The sequence below is a fragment of the Natronosalvus sp. KLKA75 genome, assembly GCF_059736265.1.
Genome location: NZ_CM185522.1, coordinates 1027814 through 1045976 on the forward strand (window position 1 = coordinate 1027814; position 18163 = coordinate 1045976).

Here is an 18163-nt window from a genome sequence, read left to right on the forward strand (position 1 = left end):
TAACGATCACCCCTTGATGTTACACACCGGGAACGTCCGAACGACCTTGTCGCCGATCCCGAGTTCGTCCGAGACGCGCACGACCTCGTCGACGTCCTTGTAGACCCCCGGGGCCTCTTCGGCCACCGTCGCCCCTGACTGGGCCTTCACGTAGATCCCCTGTCCCGACTTGAGGTCCTCGCGGACGTCCTCGCCCCAGTACTCATTTTTGGCCTGAGTGCGGCTCATCAGTCGGCCGGCGCCGTGGGCCGTCGAGCCGAACGTGAGGTCGAGGGAGTTTTCGCCACCCCTGAGGACGTAGCTCCCGGCGCCCATACTCCCGGGGATGATCACCGGCTGACCCACGTCGCGGTAGGCCCCGGGCACGTCGGGGTGACCCGCCGGGAACGCCCGCGTCGCACCTTTGCGGTGGACGTACAGCTCCCGGTCTTCGCCGTCGACCTCGTGGACCTCCTTCTTCGCGATGTTGTGAGCCACGTCGTAGAGGAGGTCCATCTCCATCGACTCCCAGGGGCGGTCGAACACGTCCGCGAACACCTCGCGGGTCCGGTGCATGATCAACTGGCGGTTGACCCAGGCGTAGTTGATCGCGGCGTTCATCGCCGCGTAGTACTCCTCGGCCAGCTGGGAGCCGGCGGGGGCGGCGGCGAGTTCCTTGTCGGGGAGTTGATTGAGGAGGCCGCCGTGCTGGCGCTCGATCTTCCGCAGGTAGTCGTTGCAGGTCTGGTGGCCCAGCCCGCGGGAGCCACAGTGGATGAGCACGACGATCTGGTCGCGCTCGAGGCCGAACGCCTCCGCCACGCCATCGTCGTACACGTCGGTCACCCGCTGAACCTCGAGGAAGTGATTCCCAGACCCCAGGGAGCCGACCTGGTTCTTCCCCCGATCCTTCGCCTTCTGGCTCACCATCGACGCGTCGGCGCCCGCTCGGACGCCCTCGTCCTCGCAGTGAAGGAGATCGTCCTCGACCGCGTAGCCGGCCTCGAGCGCCCAGTCGACGCCGCGCTCGAGGATCTGCTCGACGGTGTCGACGCCGGTCTCGACGACGCCACCGCCGCCGAGGCCGGAGGGGACGGCCTCGAACAGGGCGTCGACGAGTTCGCGCTCGCGCCCGGCGACGTCATCGTAGGTCAGATTCGTTTTCATCATCCGGACACCGCAGTTGATGTCGTAGCCGACCGCTCCGGGCGAGATACAGCCGTTCTCGGCGTCCATCGCGCCCACCCCGCCGACCGGGAACCCGTACCCCTGGTGGCCATCGGGCATACAGATCGCGTAGTTCGTGATCCCCGGCAGGTGTGTCGCGTTGCGCAACTGCTCGAGCGTCTTGTCCTCGCTAATCTCCTCGAGGAGCGACTCGCTGGCGAGTACCCGGGCGGGGACGCGCATGCCGTCTTCCTGTGGGAGCTCCCAGACGTGCTCGCGAACCTGCTCGAGCACGATGCCGTCGGCGTCGAACGTGGTGGTCATACTCGAGAGTGGGGCGCCGTCGCTGAAAGACCTTTGTGACCGCGTCCGCCGAGTCCCGCCGACGCTCGGTCAATTGGCTGCAGTCGAGACCGTGTCCTCGAGTCTGCTTTCGACGGACTCGAGGCGGTTGTCGACGGCGTAGGGACCCGCGCCGGTGATGAGCAACACCGAGGCCATCCCGAACAGCGAGACGTGTGCCAGCACGGGATCGTCGGGCAGGGCGAATAGCGTCAGCGAAAACATGGCGATGGCGACGGCGGCGCTGGCGCGCGTGAACAGGCCGACGACGAGCGCGAGGCCGAGGGCTGCCTCGGTGAACCCGGCCCCGAACACCCACAGTTCGGCCGGAACGGGGACGACGCTCGTCAGATCGTACCGGTCGACGACGGCCAGGGCGATACCGGGGCGCAGGAGTTTCTGGCCGACGCCGAGGGTGATGAACGTCAACCCGAGGCCGACGCGGGCGATCGTCGGGGCGTACACTTCGTAGGGGTCGATTCGCGACTGAAACGTCTGGGCCACGTCGTGAATCCGGTCGATTCGGCCGTACTCGGTTCCCGGGCCGCCGGCGACGCGCTGGAGGACGTGATCGGCGCTCGGCCGTCCGCTTCCGACGAGAGCGATGGCCAGCAGGCCGCCGACGAACTCGAGTTGCAACAGGAGCGTCGGCCAGACGAGCAGTCCAACGAGGTAGGCCGCCAGGGTCACGAGGGCGACGAGGCGCGTCGCGAGACCGAACAGGAGCAGAAAGCCGAGGGCTACCTGGAGCAGACGGACATCGACCGTCACTGCGGGGCTGATGAAGTACCCCGAGAACCCCGCCCCGATCAGCGGGATGCCGAACGAGATCCGGAGCAACCAGGGGACGAACTCGGTGTACTCTCGCATGGCCGTTCGGAAGGCGGCGACGTCGTTCGGAACGGGACGAACCCGCAGGTAGAGCACCAGGACGAGACCGACGCCGATGAGACCAGCGAGCAGCGGACCGAGGACGGCGGGATCGCCGAGTCCGTCCGCGAGGAACTCGAGGGCCGACGCCTCTCGCTCTTCGTCGACGACGTACTCCTCGTGGGCGGTCACGGACGTCGAGAGCCAGACCAGACCCACTCCGGCGATCCACGAGGCGGCTATTCGGTTGCGAAGTCGTCGACCGTCGAGCATGGTCGTGTCTATCCGGTCGATCGACAAAAGGACTCGAGTTGCAGCGGGCGAGACGGGGCCGGGGGTCCGGCTACGAGTAACTCCCTGTAGTCGCCCTACCTCACTCAGACGTCGAAGACGACGTATGCCTCCCAGCCGCCGTCGACGGCCTCGAGGCGCATCTCCGAGTAGGTGACGGCTTTGACCTCCCTGGCGTCGATCGTCGACAGCGGAATCCCGCGAGCGTCGGCCGCGAGTCGCCAACGGTCGTCGGCGTACCTGTCTCCGTTGGCTGTTTCCTCGAGTGCACCCTCGTCGCCCGTGCCCTCACTCTCGTCCCCCACATCCCCCCCGATCCGCTCGAGCGTCCGAACGCGGTTGTCGACCGGTAACTCGAGGCGGACGTCTCGCAGGTAGATGAGTTCGTCCAGGTACTCGAAGAGGAGGGCCTCGCGGCTCTCGGCGTGCACCTCGAGTGTGAAGCGATCGTCGCTATCTGCGTCGCTCTCCACCTCGCCACTCGAGTCGCCCTCCACATCGCCACCCGACTCCCTGTCCGCGTCGGCGCCGGGAATCTCGTCGCACGAGGCTGCCGCCAGTCCGTCGGCCACGGTGGCGACGGTCGCCTCGAGGGTGTCGCCGCTCGCGGCGACGGCGACGTCCGCGGTGTGCGCGCGAAGCTCGTAGCTCATGGGGAGTCGTTCCGTCGCCAGTGTGCTATGTGCATCGGTTCCGCGAAGCTCGAGCGGTATCGTTTCGCGACCGCCAACGACGTCGTTCACTCCGTTTCCGCGAGGAACGCCGATCCGGCCGCCGGTGGAATTATATTGGCGACGGTGGTACGATGGGTTAGTGAGCGTCAACATCGACAGTCGCGTCGTCGAACCCGGTAGCGACGAGTTCGTCGACTCGGCCTGGGAACTCAAGGAGACGATCAGCCAGGCCGAGGGGGTGCTCAAGCAGCGACGCAACTTCTTCGTCGACGCCTACCGGCGCTCGACGGTCCACTGCTACGTCCGAAACGGGACGGAACTCGTCGGGTTCGCCGCAGTTCGACGCGACGGCTACATCCTCTTTCTGGCCGTCTCGCCCGACTGTCGGGGTGAGGGCATCGGCAAACGCCTCGTCGCCCAGGTCGCCGAGGACCACCGCTCGATCACCTGCCACGCCCGCACGACCAACGAGAACGCCCTCCAGTTCTACGAACACCTCGGCTTCGAGATCAAGCGCCGCATCGACAACTACTACGAAGACGGCGGCGACGCCTACTACCTCAAACTCGGCTCGAGCGCCGGGCTGTCGGATCGAATTTCGGAATTGATCCGTCGCTGATTCTCGTTCTGCATGCGGACCTGACCGTCTCGAGCGACGGCCATTCGGAAACGCCTATATGCCAGTGCCGCCGACTACCGGGGACGAATGGAGGAGCGCACGCGGGCCTATCTTCGGGGGCGATTTCGGGACCACTACCGACGGACGGAGATCACCCTTCCCCCGGAGGCGAACGAACGCGAGTGGGGCTACATTCCCTGGACGGAAGGCCCCAAGACCAGGATGGTTCGTCACCGCTCACTCCTCGAGCTCGGCTCGATCGAGGACTTCCTCGAGCGTGAGCGCCCCCAGCACGTCTACTTCTCGGTCGGCCGCTACCGCGACCCCGGCGCAAACTCGATGAGCGCCAAAGACTGGCGCTCCTCGGATCTGGTCTTCGACCTGGACGCCGACCACCTGCCAAGCGTGACCCTCGGGGAGGACTCCTACGCGGAGATGCTCGAGAAGTGCAAGGTCGCCCTGTTTCGTCTGCTCGACTTCCTCGAGGACGACTTCGCCTTCGAGGACCTCGAGGTCGTCTTCTCGGGCGGGCGGGGCTATCACGTCCACGTCCGCGACGAGTGCGTTCAACAATTAGAGAGCGACCACCGCCGGGAGATCGTCGACTACGTCCGCGGGATCGGCCTCGAGTACGACGCGCTGATCGAGACCGAGACCGTCGCCGGACTGGGCCGAAAGACGCCTACCCAGCGTCGCCACCTCTCGATCGACGGCGGCTGGGGCCGGCGCACCCACCGGCGGTTCATGGACTACGTCGACGACCTGCTCGACCTCGAGGAAGACGCCGCCCTCGAGAAGCTGCAGTCGTTCGACGGCATCGGCGAGGGGAAGGCGCAAGCGACGCTCAACGCCGCCCGGAACAACCGCGCGGAACTCGAGGCAGGTAACGTGACTGTCCACACGGCAGTCTCTCAGCTCGCCGAGCGCTTCGCCGGGCACGCCGTCGAGGCCGACAACGCGCCGATCGACGAACCGGTCACGACGGACACGAATCGCCTGATTCGACTGCCGGGGAGCCTCCATGGCGGCAGCGCGCTCGAGACGCGACGAATCGACAGGGACGACCTGGCCGAGTTCGACCCGCTGGTCGACGCCGTCCCCGAGACGTTCCGGGGCCACGAGATCGCCGTCGACGTGACCCGCGGCGGCGAGGTCGAACTGGGGGGCGATATCTTTACAGTCCAGGAGGGTGACCAGTCACTACCGGAGTACGTCGCCATGTTTCTCATGGCGCGTGGCCGCGCCGAAAAGGAGAAAGAATGAATCTCGACGAGTTACGCACGGTGCAGAGCAAGGAGCGTCAGAAGGACAGCCTCCAGCACCTGCGTCCGTCATTTTACAAAGAAGTCGGCGAGTACATCGCGAACCTCGAGACCGAACGCGAACGCGTCGCCGAGGCCGCCGACGATCCCTTCTCTTCGCCCGAGGTTGGACGTCTGACGGACGAAATCGAGACGGCGAAGGACGTCGTCGAGGCCATCTACGAGCGTCGGATGGGCAAACTCGTCAAGCAGGCGAGCCTCGCCGCGGCCGGGATGCCCGCCGACGACGAGGGACTGACTGCGGAGGAGTCGGACTTGTTCACCGACCTCGTCGACCGCATCCAGGGCAACAAACAGCGCGTGCTCGACGTGCTCGACGGGAACGAGGACGCGGTCGCGGAGGCGACCGCCTCGAGCGAGTCGGCCGTGCCCGATCCGTCAGCCGACCCCGGCGACGCGCTGGCCGATGTCGCCGGTTCCGCGGGCGACGAGTCGACTGCCAACCCGTCGTCGGAGGGGTCGGTCAGCGTCGCCGACGCCATGGGCGGAGACCTGCCCTCGAGCGACGACGCGGGCTCCGCCGATGCCGCCGAGGCAGGGACCGCGACTGGAGTGGGAGACGCTGGCGACGATGTCCCGCCACCGCCGCCGGACAAACCGCCCGCGGACCGCGAGGACGCTGGCGACGCCGAACCCGGCACCGAGACGACGGGCGGCGAGAACCCGAGCGATGTGGCACCCGACGTCGACCGCGTCACCGTCCGCATCACCCGCGACGTTGGCTCGATTCTCGGGATCGACGACCGCGAGTACACCCTCGCGACCGACGACGTCGTCACGCTGCCCGAGCAGAACGCGACGCCGCTGGTCGAGCGCGAGGCGGCCGAACCGCTGGAGTGACTCCCGAGTAACTCTCGAGTGATGCCCCGAGGACCGACAACACTACAACCCGCGAGACGAATCACCGGACATGCTCGAGGCTGGCGACGACGCACCCGACTTTGCACTGCCGAACCAGCACGGCGAGACGGTTCGCCTGGACGACTTCGAGGGCCAGCACCTGATCGTGTACTTCTACCCCCGGGCGAACACCGAGGGCTGTACGGTCGAGGCCTGTGAGTTCCGCGACGCGCGCCCGACCCTCGAGACCGAGAACGCGGCCGTCGTCGCGATCAGCGACGACCCCGTCTCTGACCTCGAGGACTTCGCAGACGACTACGACCTCGAGTTCGACCTCCTCTCCGACGAGGACGGCTCCGTGTCGGCCGCGTACGACTCCTACGGCGAGAAGCAGATGTTCGGGAACACGTTCGACGGCGTCTTCCGGAACACGTTCGTGGTCGGCCCGGACGGCACCATCGAGGCGGTTTTCGAGGGTGTCACCCCCGAGGGACACGCCGACGAAGTGCTGAACGTTCTCGAGTGAGTCAACGGGACTGTTCGGTTTCGGTTTTCGCGACGACAGCGACGGTCCAGGCGCGCGACCTTTTCGAAACGAGTTGTCTCGCGACTGAGTGATCGCCTCGAGACTGCTCGGGATAGCACTCGAGGCGCTGTGGCGATGCGGTCGGTGACGATGCGTATCCAGATGGGCGACGATGTTACCCAGGTGGACGAACGACCAACTCCCAGCGCGCGCGACCGGCCACATCGTTACGTCCTCCACAAATCGAGCGGAATTTACAATGCTACGTCGTACCGTGTTCGGAACTGGCATAGTATCATTGGGTGGCGTATAAGGTCTACCCGTTCGATATAGGTCGTTTACGTCGTGCGATTTTCCGAACCTGAACGATCGTACATCGGTGCGCAAAAACTGCCAGCATCTGTTTCAGCGCCAGGTTTATATACTGCCTCGAGCCTGGGGTTGGATACAATGTCGACACCAAACGACACCGGCTCTGAGACCCCTCAGGGCGGTCGAGTTCTTCCAGGGCACGTTAGATTCTACTGACGAAATCGCAACCGCACGCGTTTTCGACACGACCCTGCGCGATGGCGAACAGTCCCCAGGCACCTCGTTCTCGTACGACGACAAACGCGAGATTGCACGGGTGCTGGACGAAATGGAAACCCACGTCATCGAAGCAGGCTTCCCCGTCAACTCCGAGGCCGAGTTCGAAGCCGTCAGCGACATCGCTTCCTCGACGGATACGACGACCTGCGGCCTAGCCCGCGTCGTCGAGGGAGACATCGAAGCGGCGCTGGACTCCGGCGTCGAGATGGTCCACGTCTTCGTCTCCACGAGCGACGTCCAGATCGAGGACTCGATGCACTCGAGTCGCGAGGCCGTCGTCGAGCGCGCCATCGACGCCGTCGAGCGCGTCACCGAGGCTGGCGCGATCTGCATGTTCTCGCCGATGGACGCCACCCGGACCGACGAACCGTTCCTGCTCGAGGTCATCGAGGCCGTCACCGAGGCGGGAACCGACTGGATCAACGTCCCCGACACGTGCGGGGTCGCGACCCCACGGCGGTTCTACGACCTGATCGAGACGATCACCGATCACACCGACGCGCGGATCGACGTCCACACCCACGACGACTTCGGGCTGGCGACGGCGAACGCGCTGGCGGGGATCGAAGCCGGCGCCGACCAGGCACAGGTCTCGGTCAACTCGATCGGCGAGCGCGCCGGCAACGCCGCCTACGAGGAGTTCGTGATGGCCGTCGAGTCGGTCTACCAGGCCGACACAGGCATCGACACGACGCGGATCACCGAACTCTCCCAGGTCGTCGCCGAACGAAGCGGCGTCCCGGTCCCCTCGAACAAGCCGGTCGTGGGTGCGAACGCTTTCTCCCACGAGAGCGGCATCCACGCCGCCGGCGTCATCGAGAACGCCGACACCTTCGAACCCGGCGTCATGACCCCGGAGATGGTCGGCGCCCGGCGCCGACTCGTCCTGGGGAAACACACGGGAACCCACTCGGTCCGCGAACGACTGGTCGAGACGGGCTTCGACCCGACCGAGACCGAGGTACGGGCCGTGACCCGCCGTGTCAAGGACTACGGCGCCGAGAAGCGTCGCGTCACGGTCGCCGACCTCGAGCGATTCGCCGAAGCGGAAGGCGTCGCTCGGCTCCCCGAGCGGGAGCGAGAGGAGGTGCAGGCGTAAAGATGCACCCTTCGGTTGCTTCGGCCGGCCAGCGTCGGCTGTCGCGGATCGACGTTCGATCGGATGGATCAGTTAGCCGCTCGAGCGCCGCGCGTGCCGACGTCGCCTCGAGTGGTGGTCGCCCCCCGTCCACTGACTCGAACCCGAGCAACGTTTGCCACTCGGGCAACGGTTATATGCCTCGAGGCGTCTACCAGTGTAGTAATGACGACCCGCGCTTCCAGATCGGCTCGCGATGCCGACAGCGGCGCGGTCGCGACGCTCATTATTGTAGGGGCCGCCTAGCGCCTCACTTCACCCTCCCTGTCCCGACTTTGCACCGATTTCCCAGCGACCAGCGACGCAGCACTGACAGTCCCCAGCGACCCCGAACGATGACACGACAGCACACACGAAATCGCCGCCATCCGGCGGCAGGAGGGTATCGATGAGCGAACGCGCGACACCGGTGACACCGCGGACGGAAGCGGATGCAGCGGAAACCGAGCGCGAACGCGACCACGTCACCGACTCCGAGGCCGACACCTCGACCGAACCGAGTTCGAACACCAACGCCTCGACGAAACCGGTGACGACGGGCGCTGAATCCGTCATCCGAGCACTCGAGACCGCGGGCGCCGAGTACGTCTTCGGCGTCCAGGGCGGGGCGATCATGCCCGTCTACGACGCGCTCTACGACTCGGCCATCCGACACGTGACGATGGCCCACGAACAGGGCGCCTCCCACGCCGCCGACGCATACGGCATCGTCTCGGGCGACCCAGGCGTCTGCTTCGCGACCTCCGGACCCGGCGCGACGAACCTGGTGACGGGCATCGCCGACGCCGACATGGACTCGGACCCGATGATTGCGCTGACGGGCCAGGTGCCGACCGGGATGGTCGGCAACGACGCCTTCCAGGAGACCGACACCACGGGCGTCACGAAGCCCATCACGAAGGCCAACACGTTCTCGAGCAATCCAGACCGCGTCGGCGACGACGTCGGCGAGGCGTTCGCGCTCGCGGGCGCGGGCCGACCCGGGCCGACGCTGGTCGACCTGCCGAAGGACGTGACCCTGGGCGAGACCTCGAACGAACCGGGCGAGCCGCGGACGCCCGACACCTACGAAGTGCAGGAGCACGCTGACCCCGAGACGGTCCGGCTAGCCGCTCGCCGAATCGAGCAGTCCGCGAAGCCGGTCTTGCTGCTGGGCGGCGGCGTCATCAAGGGTAACGCCACCGAGGCCGTGCGGGTGTTCGCGGTCGAACACGAGATTCCGGTCGTGACGACGATGCCCGGCCTCGGCGCGTTCCCCGAGGATCACGACCTCGCGATGGAGATGGCCGGGATGCACGGCACGGGGTACGCCAACATGGCGATCACCCACTGCGACACCCTGATCGGCGTCGGCACCCGGTTCGACGACCGGCTGACCGGCGGCATCGAGCACTTCGCACCCGACGCGGAGGTCATCCACGTCGACATCGATCCGGCCGAGATCAGCAAGAACATCCACGCGGAGTACCCGCTCGTCGGCGACGCGGAAACAGTGATCGAGCAGTTGGCCGACGAGGTGACGGACTCCCCGCGAGCCACCAAGTGGCGTGCCCAGTGCCAGCAGTGGAAGTCCGACTACTCGATGGCCTACCGGACGCCCGAGGACGAACCGGTCCAGCCACCGTTCGTCGTCGAGGCGCTCGACGAGGCCACGAGCGACCGGGCGATCGTGACCACGGGCGTCGGCCAACACCAGATGTGGGCCTGCCAGTACTGGACGTTCACCGAACCCCGGACCTGGGTCTCGAGCCACGGGCTCGGGACGATGGGCTACGGCCTGCCTGCGGCCATCGGTGCGCGACTCGCCGCCGAGGACGACCAGGAGGTCGTCTGCTTCGAGGGCGACGGCTCGTTCCTGATGACGATCCAGGAACTCGCCGTGGCCGTCCGCGAGAACATGGACATCACCGTCGTCGTGCTCAACAACGAGTACATCGGTATGGTTCGCCAGTGGCAGGACGCCTTCTTCGAGGGCCGACACGCCGCCTCGGAGTACAACTGGTGTCCCGAGTTCGACACCCTGGCCGAGGCGTTCGGCGCGAAGGGATTCCGCATTGACGACTACGACGAGGTCGCCGATACGGTCGAGGCCGCGCTGGCCTACGACGGCCCTTCGGTGATCGACGCCCACGTCGACCCACGGGCGAACGTCTACCCGATGGTGCCGAGCGGCGGCGACAACGGACGGTTCGCGCTTTCGGAGGACCAGCTATGACCGGGGAACGAACGCGGTTCGACGGCGCGCGACGCTCGAGGCCGGGTCCTAACTCGAGGTGGTCCGCGTGACCGACCGACGTGGACTCGAGGGTCCCGCTCCCGACGAACGGCCGGCCCCGGCGGGCAAGCGCAACGAACTCGGCATCCGGGTCGATCCGGAAGTCGAGGCCGCGCGGCCGCCGCGGCGGACCGTCATCTCGGCGCTCGTCGAACACGAACCCGGCGTGCTCTCGGACGTCTCGGGGTTGTTCTCGAGGCGGCAGTTCAACATCGAGAGCCTCACCGTCGGCCCCACGGAGGACGAGGCCCACGCGCGCATGACGATCGTCGTTGAGGAGCCCGATCCCGGGATCGAGCAGGCGAAAAAACAGCTCCGGAAGCTGATCCCGGTGATCGCGGTTCGCGAACTCGAGCCGGACGCGATGCGTCGCGAACTGGCGCTCGTGAAGGTGAACGCGACGCGACCGGATCGGGTCGCCGCCGTCGCGGAGATGTACGGCGGAAAGACCGTCGACGCCAGTCCGGAGACGGCGACGATCGAGATCACCGGTTCGCGCCAGAAGATCGACGCAGCGATCGACTCGTTCGGCCAGTTCGGCATCCGCGAAATTTCCCGGACGGGGACGACCGCGATGGCCCGCGGGACCGACGACACGGCAGCCGGGCAGACGGAATCACAGCCAACCGACCAACGACACACCGTTCCAGCAGACGATGACTGACGACACCCACACCGACACCGACGCAGACGAGACGTTTACGACGAACATCTACTACGGCGAGGACGCCGATTCCAGCTACCTCGAGGATAAGACGGTAGCCGTCCTCGGCTACGGCAGCCAGGGCCACGCCCACGCGCTGAACCTCCACGACAGCGGCTTCGACGTCGTGGTCGGCCTGCGCGAGGACTCGAGTTCCTGGAGCCAGGCCGAGGACGACGGCCTGCGGGTGACGACGCCCGACGACGCGACTGCCGAGGCCGACGTGATCATGTTCCTCGTCCCCGACACGATCCAGCCGGCGGTCTTCGAAGCCGTCGAGGACGGCCTTGAGGAGGGGAACACGATCATGTTCGCCCACGGATTCAACATTCACTACAACCAGATCCAGCCCCCCGAGCACGTCGACGTGACGATGGCCGCCCCGAAGGGCCCGGGCCACATCGTGCGCCGCGACTACGAGAACGGCGGCGGCACCCCGGCCCTGATCGCGGTCTACCAGGACTACACGGGCGACGCCAAGGAGGAGGCGCTGGCCTACGCCCAGGGCATCGGCGGCACCCGCGCGGGCGTCGTCGAGACGAGCTTCCGCGAGGAGGTCGAGTCGGATCTCTTCGGCGAGCAGGCCGTCCTCTGTGGCGGCGTCACCTCGCTGGTCAAACACGGCTTCGAGACGCTGGTCGATGCAGGCTACGCTCCCGAGATGGCCTACTTCGAGTGCCTGAACGAACTCAAACTGATCGTCGACCTGATGTACGAAGACGGGATCGGCGGCATGTGGTACTCCGTGAGCGACACGGCCGAGTACGGCGGCTTGACCCGCGGCGACCGCATCGTCGACGACTCCGTGCGCGAGAACATGGAGGAAGTACTCGAGGAGGTCCAGAGCGGTGAGTTCGCCCGCGAGTGGATCAACGAGAACCAGGCCGGTCGGCCCTCCTACACCCAGCTGAAGCGCCACGACGAGGAACACGAGATCGAATCGATCGGCGCGCCCCTGCGCGACCTCTTCGAGTGGGAGGACGACTCGAGCGAGAACGAACCGGCGGAAGTGCCGGCGGACGACTGAGACGAGGACGCGAATCATGACACGAACCACCGACTCCACGAACCCAGCGAACACGAAAGCGAACCGAAATCGAAACCGACGAACGATGGGCGACGTCAGCCACACCAATCCCTACACGGGCGAATCCACCGGCCAGCTGTTCAGCCGCGGGCCGATCGTGGCCGCCGACGGTGGGGAGGCGAACGCGGTTCCCGAGGACCGGACGAACGAACGAGACTCGAGCGACCCCGCGGAGGGGGACGACCGCATGAAAGACGTGAGTCACACGCCACCGCGCGAGGCCGACGACGCGAACGCGGTATTCGAGCGCGGCGGGAGCGAGGTCGGAGCCGACGAATGAGCGAGGGAACGCTCTACGACAAGGTCTGGGACCGCCACGCGGTCACCCGCCTGCCCACCGGCCAGGACCAGCTGTTCGTCGGCCTCCACCTCATCCACGAGGTGACGAGCCCGCAGGCGTTCGGGATGCTCCGCGAGCGCGACCTCGAGGTCGCCTACCCGGACCTGACCCACGCGACGGTCGATCACATCGTGCCGACATCGAGCAAGGAACGGCCCTACGCCGACACGGCGGCTGAGGAGATGATGGCCGAACTCGAGGAGAACGTCCGCGAGTCGGGTATCGAGTTCTCTCACCCCGATACGGGCGAACAGGGCATCGTCCACGTCATCGGCCCGGAGCAGGGGCTGACCCAGCCCGGGACGACCATCGTCTGCGGCGACAGCCACACCTCGACTCACGGTGCGTTCGGCGCACTCGCGTTCGGGATCGGCACAAGCCAGATCCGGGACGTACTCGCCACGGGTACCGTCGCGATGGAGAAACAAAAGGTCCGCAAGATCGAGGTCACAGGTGAACTCTCCGAGGGCGTCGAAGCCAAAGACGTCATCCTCGAGATCATCCGCCGACTCGGCACCGAGGGTGGTGTCGGCTACGTCTACGAGTACGCCGGCGAGGCCATCGAGAGCCTCGACATGGAGGGCCGGATGAGTATCTGCAACATGTCCATCGAGGGCGGTGCCCGCGCGGGCTACGTCAACCCCGACGAGACCACCTATGAGTGGCTCGAGGGTCGCGAGCGCGTCCCCGAGGGAGAGGCCTTCGAGGAGCGAAAGGCGTACTGGGAGTCGATCCGATCGGACGACGACGCCGAGTACGACGACGTCGTGACGATCGACGGCAGTGAACTCGAGCCGGTCGTCACCTGGGGCACCACGCCTGCACAGGGCGTCGGCGTCACCGAGCCGATTCCCGAGCCCGAAGACCTCCCCGCTGACAAGGTCGAGACGGCACGCCGCGCCCAGGAGCACATGCGTGTCGAACCGGGCGAGACGATGGAGGGCTACCCCATCGACGTCGCCTTCCTGGGTTCGTGTACTAACGCGCGCCTGCCGGACCTCCGGCGGGCCGCTCGGCTCGTGAAGGGCCGGACCGTCGACCCCGACGTGCGCGCGATGGTCGTCCCCGGCAGCCAGCAGGTCAAGCTGGCCGCCGAGGAGGAGGGCCTGGACGAAATCTTCACCGAGGCCGGCTTCGACTGGCGCGGTGCCGGCTGTTCGATGTGTCTCGGCATGAACGAAGACCAGCTCGAGGGCGACGAGGCCTGTGCCTCCTCCTCGAACCGGAACTTCGTCGGCCGCCAGGGGAGCAAGGACGGCCGAACAGTACTGATGAACCCCCGGATGGTCGTCGCGGCGGCGATCAACGGAGAAGTGACTGACATGCGGGCGATGAAGGAGGTGACGGTGAATGAGTAACGAACTCGAGATCCCGAGCGTCGATTCGGTATCGGGAACGGGCGTCGCCATCCGTGGCAACGACATCGACACCGACCAGATCATCCCGGCCCGGTTCATGAAGGTCGTCACGTTCGACGGTCTGGGCGAGTTCGCCTTCTTCGACCAGCGATTCGACGACGACGACAACGAGAAAGAGCACCCGCTGAACGAGTCCGAAAACCGGGATGCTTCGGTGATGGTCGTCAACGCCAACTTCGGCTGTGGCTCCTCGCGCGAGCACGCCCCCCAGGCGCTCATGCGCTGGGGGATCGACGCCTTCATCGGCGAGAGCTTCGCCGAAATCTTCGCAGGGAACTGTCTCGCGCTTGGGATGCCCACCCTCGAGGCCGACACCGAGGTCGTCGAGGAAGTACAGGCGTGGGTCGAAGCGAATCCTGACGGCGAGATCGACATCGACGTGGCCGAGGAAACCGTCACCTACGGGGGGAAGACGGTCGACGTCCGCGTCGACGACGCCCAGCGAAAGGCCCTCGTCGAGGGCGTCTGGGACACCACGGCGCTGATGAAGGCGAACGCCGAGGCCGTCGACGAGACCGCCGAGGCACTCCCGTACGTCGAAGACGGGAAACGAGTGTAGGTCCGCTTCTCAATCCTTTCCTCAGATCGGCTCACTTCGTTCCGATACCGATGTTGACGGTGTTGTTCAACACGGCCGGACCGTTCCCGTCGGAACGTTCGCTCAGTTTGTCGTCCAGCACCGTCTGGGCCGTGTCTCTCTGCTCCGCCGTCAGATTAGCTACTAAACCCGCCCCGATCGGATTGCTGGCGGTCACCCAGTCCCACAGCTGCGCGCCGGAGTGAAACGCCAGCTGATGATTCGTCGTCTCCACGCGAATTTCCGTGAGACCGGCGTCGGCCAGTTCCCCGTGCAACTTCTCGGGATTCGCCACCTGGAACGGTAACGGCGGCGGGTCTGACGGAAGGCCGGCGAAATCGGGAACGGTGGCTTTCACGGCACCGAGGAAGAACTCCAGAAACTCGATTTCGGCGGGCGGTCCCATCGTGACCAGTAGCACGCGGCCACCGGGTCTGGTAACGCGCGTCATTTCGCCCAGCCCCTGCGGAAGGTCGGGGAACAGCATGACGCCGAACTGCGATCCGGCAACGTCGAAGGTGTCGTCCTCGAGCTCGAGGGCGTGTCCATCCATGACGCGAACCTCCAGGGTGGAGAGCCCCTCGTCACGTGCACGCGCCTCGAGGTGCTCGACCATGGCGGGGGAGATGTCCGTCGCCAGCACCTGTGCCCCCGCGCGAGCCGCGGGGATGCTCAACGCGCCACTGCCGGCCGCGACGTCCAGCACTTGCATTCCAGGCTGGAGCCCTGACCGTTCGAGGGCCTCTTCCGCTATGGCCATGTTCGACGGGGTGACGTACTCGTCGTATCCTGGCGCGATTTCGGTCCATTCGTCCTGGATCTCTGTTTGTTCGGGCATGATTCCTCGAATCGTAGTACGCTCGCTGGATACATCTACATATCCGGTGAAATATTTCACCCCGTGAAGAAACAGTTGGAGACACGACAGCTGGTCTCTGCACGGTGGACCGGCGTGGTCGTCAGGGGCGGTGGTTCCTGACGTATCGTTAGTCGTTGAAGTTTCTTCGACTCCCAGACGCGTTCTACGGGTGGAGGTCCGGCGAGTCGAGCGTCTCGAACGCCTGTGGGTCAACTTCCCTCGCCTCGTCGCGAACGCGTTCGAAGGTGGCAATGGCCCACTCTCGAGCTGCCGGTGCATCCGTATCGATTACGGCCGTCAGTGCTCCGGTTTCGGGGTCGTGACAGCAGATGCCAGCGCGGTCGTCGACGATGCCGAGTCCACACCGGGACCTGTCGGGGAGGTCGTCGTGGACGAGAACGGTGCAGTGGTCACACGATGCGGCTTCCATCACCCGCTCGGGATTCCAGGCGAGGGTCTGCTCGAGCGCTGTCGGTGAGTACACGTACTCGAGCTCCATCCCGTCGAGGACGGCCTGGCACACCGCCTCGTTGTTGATCGACTTGAACACGATACTGTCGAACCCCCGCATTCGAGTGGTCCCCTCGATGAGGTGGGTGAGCCGCTCGATCGGCTCGTACGGGTAGCCTGGCCGGGGTACGAGACCACCGCATCGGTGAAGAGGTCGGCGGAGAACCCCTCCATCTCCTGGGGGAGCCACTGCCAGATGTCCCGGAGTCTTCGTTCGATTTCCATCGCCTCGCGGAGCTCGAGGAACCGCTCTGCGACGAACTCGCCGAGCGACGTCAGGTAATAGATCGGCCCGTCCCGGGTAATCCATCGACGGTCTTCAAAGTCGGTGTAGAGGCACCCGTCGCGGCGCGGAGATCGCGCCGTTCGCGGGCACCATCGGTCAGCCCCTCCAGGACACCAACTCGGTGGGTGGATCTGGCGAGAAAGTCGATCTCGTCGAGGGCATTGTTCATGGTATGTCTACACATGTCACTGTATAATACGTATCGGTGTTCGTCTCCCTCGAGACGGAATGCGCGCTGTCTACTCAGCATCGTCTGAGCGTGCTACTCGATACTCGAGTTCGGTTATGCCCCAGTGCTCGAACGGTTCGGGACAAACAGCATTTCGCCTGCACCGGTCCTTATCGCTCGCTCGTCTCGCCTTACGGCTTGACTTCGAACACGAGATTCAGGGGCGTCTCGGCCGCCCGGCGGAACCGGTTGAAACCGCCGTCGGTCACGGCTTCCCGAATACCGGTCTCGCCAGCCTGTGCGCCCAGCACGTGCTCGGCCTCCTGATCGAGTGCACACGGCGTGCAGATCAGCGTCGAGATCGAGTAGGCTGCCCGCCCCATCGGATTGAGGTTGTCCGCCACGCGGTCGTTGGCGAACAGTTCGACGATCATCCACGTACCGTCGTCGGTGAGCGTGTCACGGACGTGTGCCGCCGCACCCACCGGATCCCCCATGTCGTGGAGGGCGTCGAACGTGGCCACGAAGTCGTACCTCGCGCCATTGTACGACTTGGCGGTCGCCACCTCGAAGCTGACGCGGTCGGCGACGCCGGCTTCCGCTGCTCGCTCCCGGGCTTCCGCGATCGAGGGTTCGTGGGGATCGATGCCGACGAACGTCGACTCTGGGTACGCCTCGGCCATCAGAATGGTCGAGGCGCCGTGGCCACAGCCTACGTCGGCGACGCGCCCACCGTCCTGAAGCGTCGTGTCCACCCCCTCGAGCGCGGGAATCCAGCTGTCGACCAGATTGGCCGAGTACTGTGGCCGCCAGGAGTGTTCGATTGCGTGGAAGAGGTCCGCGTCGTGTTCGTGCCACCCCACGCCCTCACCCGTGCGGAACGCCTCGACGAGCTGTGATTCGATTCTGGCCGCCGACAGGGCGACCCGGAAGTTGCCGACCATGAACGCCGGGCTGGTCTCGTCAGCGAGTATCGCGGCCTGTTCGGGGGTGAGGGTGTAGCGGTTCGTCTCCGCATCGTAGGTGACGTACCCTCCGGCAGCCTGTGAGGGGAGCCACTCGCGGACGTACCGTTCCGCGGTGTCTGTTTTCTCGGCCAGTTCGGCCGACGTGAGCGGCCCCTCGTCGGCGAGCGTCTCGTACAGGCCGAGTTCGTCGCCGATGACGACGAGCGGCGCGTGTGCCGTCGCTCCGAAGTCGGTAATCGCCGTCTGTACGTGCTGGTTCAATCGTTCTTCGTCGAGTGTCATGAGTGGTCGTCGTGGTGTCGTCGGCTGGATTGCCGATCGCGTTCGGCCGCCCGATTCTCACATCCCACACTCGAGGCGGCTCGACGGCCGCCTCGGTGTGGGTACAGTCTCACTCGTCGATTCGCATCCGCATGACGTTCCGGGGGTTACGTCGGTCACGGTGTCGTCGCTGATCACGGCGTGAACGACGAACGGATGGTGACACAACGACCTCGGCGACCGTGAACCAACCACCGTGACCAGGCCATACGATAGCGACGGACCTGACCAAACCGCCACCGGACACAGCCATCCCACCGCCGCCATCTATCCCATAGGTTAATGCCACGT

The 18163-nt window shown here is 65.8% G+C and carries 16 protein-coding genes and 1 pseudogene; 11 read left to right on the forward strand and 6 right to left on the reverse strand.

The window, feature by feature from the left end:
- Positions 1–6: 6 nt before the first annotated feature.
- The 3 genes from AC6I65_RS04955 to AC6I65_RS04965 all read right to left on the reverse strand — a co-directional run bounded on the left by AC6I65_RS04955 (position 7) and on the right by AC6I65_RS04965 (position 3302).
- A complete protein-coding gene (locus tag AC6I65_RS04955; RefSeq protein WP_497902946.1) occupies positions 7–1470 on the reverse strand; it encodes an RtcB family protein in 1464 nt (487 codons plus the stop codon).
- A 69-nt stretch (positions 1471–1539) separates the two neighbouring features.
- Positions 1540–2631 carry a DoxX family protein gene (locus tag AC6I65_RS04960; RefSeq protein WP_497902947.1) on the reverse strand — a complete coding sequence of 364 codons (1092 nt, stop codon included), beginning with the start codon at positions 2629–2631 and terminating at the stop codon, positions 1540–1542.
- A gap of 104 nt (positions 2632–2735) precedes the next feature.
- A complete protein-coding gene (locus AC6I65_RS04965; protein ID WP_497902948.1) occupies positions 2736–3302 on the reverse strand; it encodes an archease in 567 nt (188 codons plus the stop codon).
- 160 nt (positions 3303–3462) lie between these two features.
- Here AC6I65_RS04965 and AC6I65_RS04970 point away from each other — a divergent pair, with 160 nt between their 5' ends.
- The 11 genes from AC6I65_RS04970 to leuD all read left to right on the forward strand — a co-directional run bounded on the left by AC6I65_RS04970 (position 3463) and on the right by leuD (position 14741).
- Positions 3463–3942, forward strand: coding sequence for a GNAT family N-acetyltransferase (locus AC6I65_RS04970; protein ID WP_312912230.1), 480 nt, complete (start codon positions 3463–3465; stop codon positions 3940–3942).
- 87 nt (positions 3943–4029) lie between these two features.
- The gene (gene priS / locus AC6I65_RS04975; protein WP_497902949.1) at positions 4030–5205 is read left to right on the forward strand and encodes a DNA primase small subunit PriS; all 1176 of its coding nucleotides are present in this window, start codon (positions 4030–4032) and stop codon (positions 5203–5205) included.
- Positions 5202–6104, forward strand: a complete 903-nt coding sequence (locus AC6I65_RS04980) for a DNA replication complex subunit Gins51 (protein WP_497902950.1) — start codon at positions 5202–5204, stop codon at positions 6102–6104. Before priS ends, AC6I65_RS04980 begins: the two co-directional genes overlap by 4 nt.
- Before the next feature lie 70 nt (positions 6105–6174).
- Complete coding sequence (gene bcp, locus AC6I65_RS04985; protein WP_497902951.1) at positions 6175–6630, forward strand: thioredoxin-dependent thiol peroxidase; 456 nt, start codon at positions 6175–6177, stop codon at positions 6628–6630.
- 445 nt (positions 6631–7075) lie between these two features.
- Positions 7076–8320 (forward strand): LeuA family protein, encoded by a 1245-nt coding sequence (locus AC6I65_RS04990; protein WP_497903163.1) that lies wholly within the window; start codon positions 7076–7078, stop codon positions 8318–8320.
- A gap of 427 nt (positions 8321–8747) precedes the next feature.
- Positions 8748–10574 (forward strand): biosynthetic-type acetolactate synthase large subunit, encoded by a 1827-nt coding sequence (ilvB, locus tag AC6I65_RS04995; protein WP_497902952.1) that lies wholly within the window; start codon positions 8748–8750, stop codon positions 10572–10574.
- A gap of 67 nt (positions 10575–10641) precedes the next feature.
- Positions 10642–11298, forward strand: coding sequence for an acetolactate synthase small subunit (gene ilvN, locus AC6I65_RS05000; RefSeq protein WP_497902953.1), 657 nt, complete (start codon positions 10642–10644; stop codon positions 11296–11298).
- Positions 11291–12364 (forward strand): ketol-acid reductoisomerase, encoded by a 1074-nt coding sequence (ilvC, locus tag AC6I65_RS05005; protein ID WP_497902954.1) that lies wholly within the window; start codon positions 11291–11293, stop codon positions 12362–12364. The genes ilvN and ilvC overlap by 8 nt, the downstream gene beginning before the upstream one ends.
- A gap of 16 nt (positions 12365–12380) precedes the next feature.
- Positions 12381–12704: a DUF7989 family protein gene (locus tag AC6I65_RS05010; protein ID WP_497902955.1), complete on the forward strand. Its 324-nt coding sequence runs from the start codon at positions 12381–12383 to the stop codon at positions 12702–12704.
- On the forward strand, positions 12701–14122 hold the full coding sequence (gene leuC, locus AC6I65_RS05015) for a 3-isopropylmalate dehydratase large subunit (RefSeq protein ID WP_497902956.1): 1422 nt from the start codon (positions 12701–12703) through the stop codon (positions 14120–14122). The genes AC6I65_RS05010 and leuC overlap by 4 nt, the downstream gene beginning before the upstream one ends.
- Positions 14115–14741, forward strand: coding sequence for a 3-isopropylmalate dehydratase small subunit (gene leuD / locus AC6I65_RS05020; RefSeq protein WP_497902957.1), 627 nt, complete (start codon positions 14115–14117; stop codon positions 14739–14741). The genes leuC and leuD overlap by 8 nt, the downstream gene beginning before the upstream one ends.
- 31 nt (positions 14742–14772) lie before the next feature.
- Here the strand turns inward: leuD and AC6I65_RS05025 are convergent, their stop codons facing one another.
- From AC6I65_RS05025 to AC6I65_RS05035, 3 genes and pseudogenes are all read right to left on the reverse strand, one after another.
- Complete coding sequence (locus AC6I65_RS05025; protein WP_497902958.1) at positions 14773–15597, reverse strand: class I SAM-dependent methyltransferase; 825 nt, start codon at positions 15595–15597, stop codon at positions 14773–14775.
- Positions 15598–15781: 184 nt separating this feature from the next.
- Positions 15782–16583: pseudogene (locus AC6I65_RS05030) on the reverse strand (helix-turn-helix transcriptional regulator).
- A 191-nt stretch (positions 16584–16774) separates the two neighbouring features.
- Positions 16775–17833 (reverse strand): class I SAM-dependent methyltransferase, encoded by a 1059-nt coding sequence (locus tag AC6I65_RS05035; RefSeq protein ID WP_497902959.1) that lies wholly within the window; start codon positions 17831–17833, stop codon positions 16775–16777.
- Positions 17834–18163 lie beyond the last annotated feature (330 nt).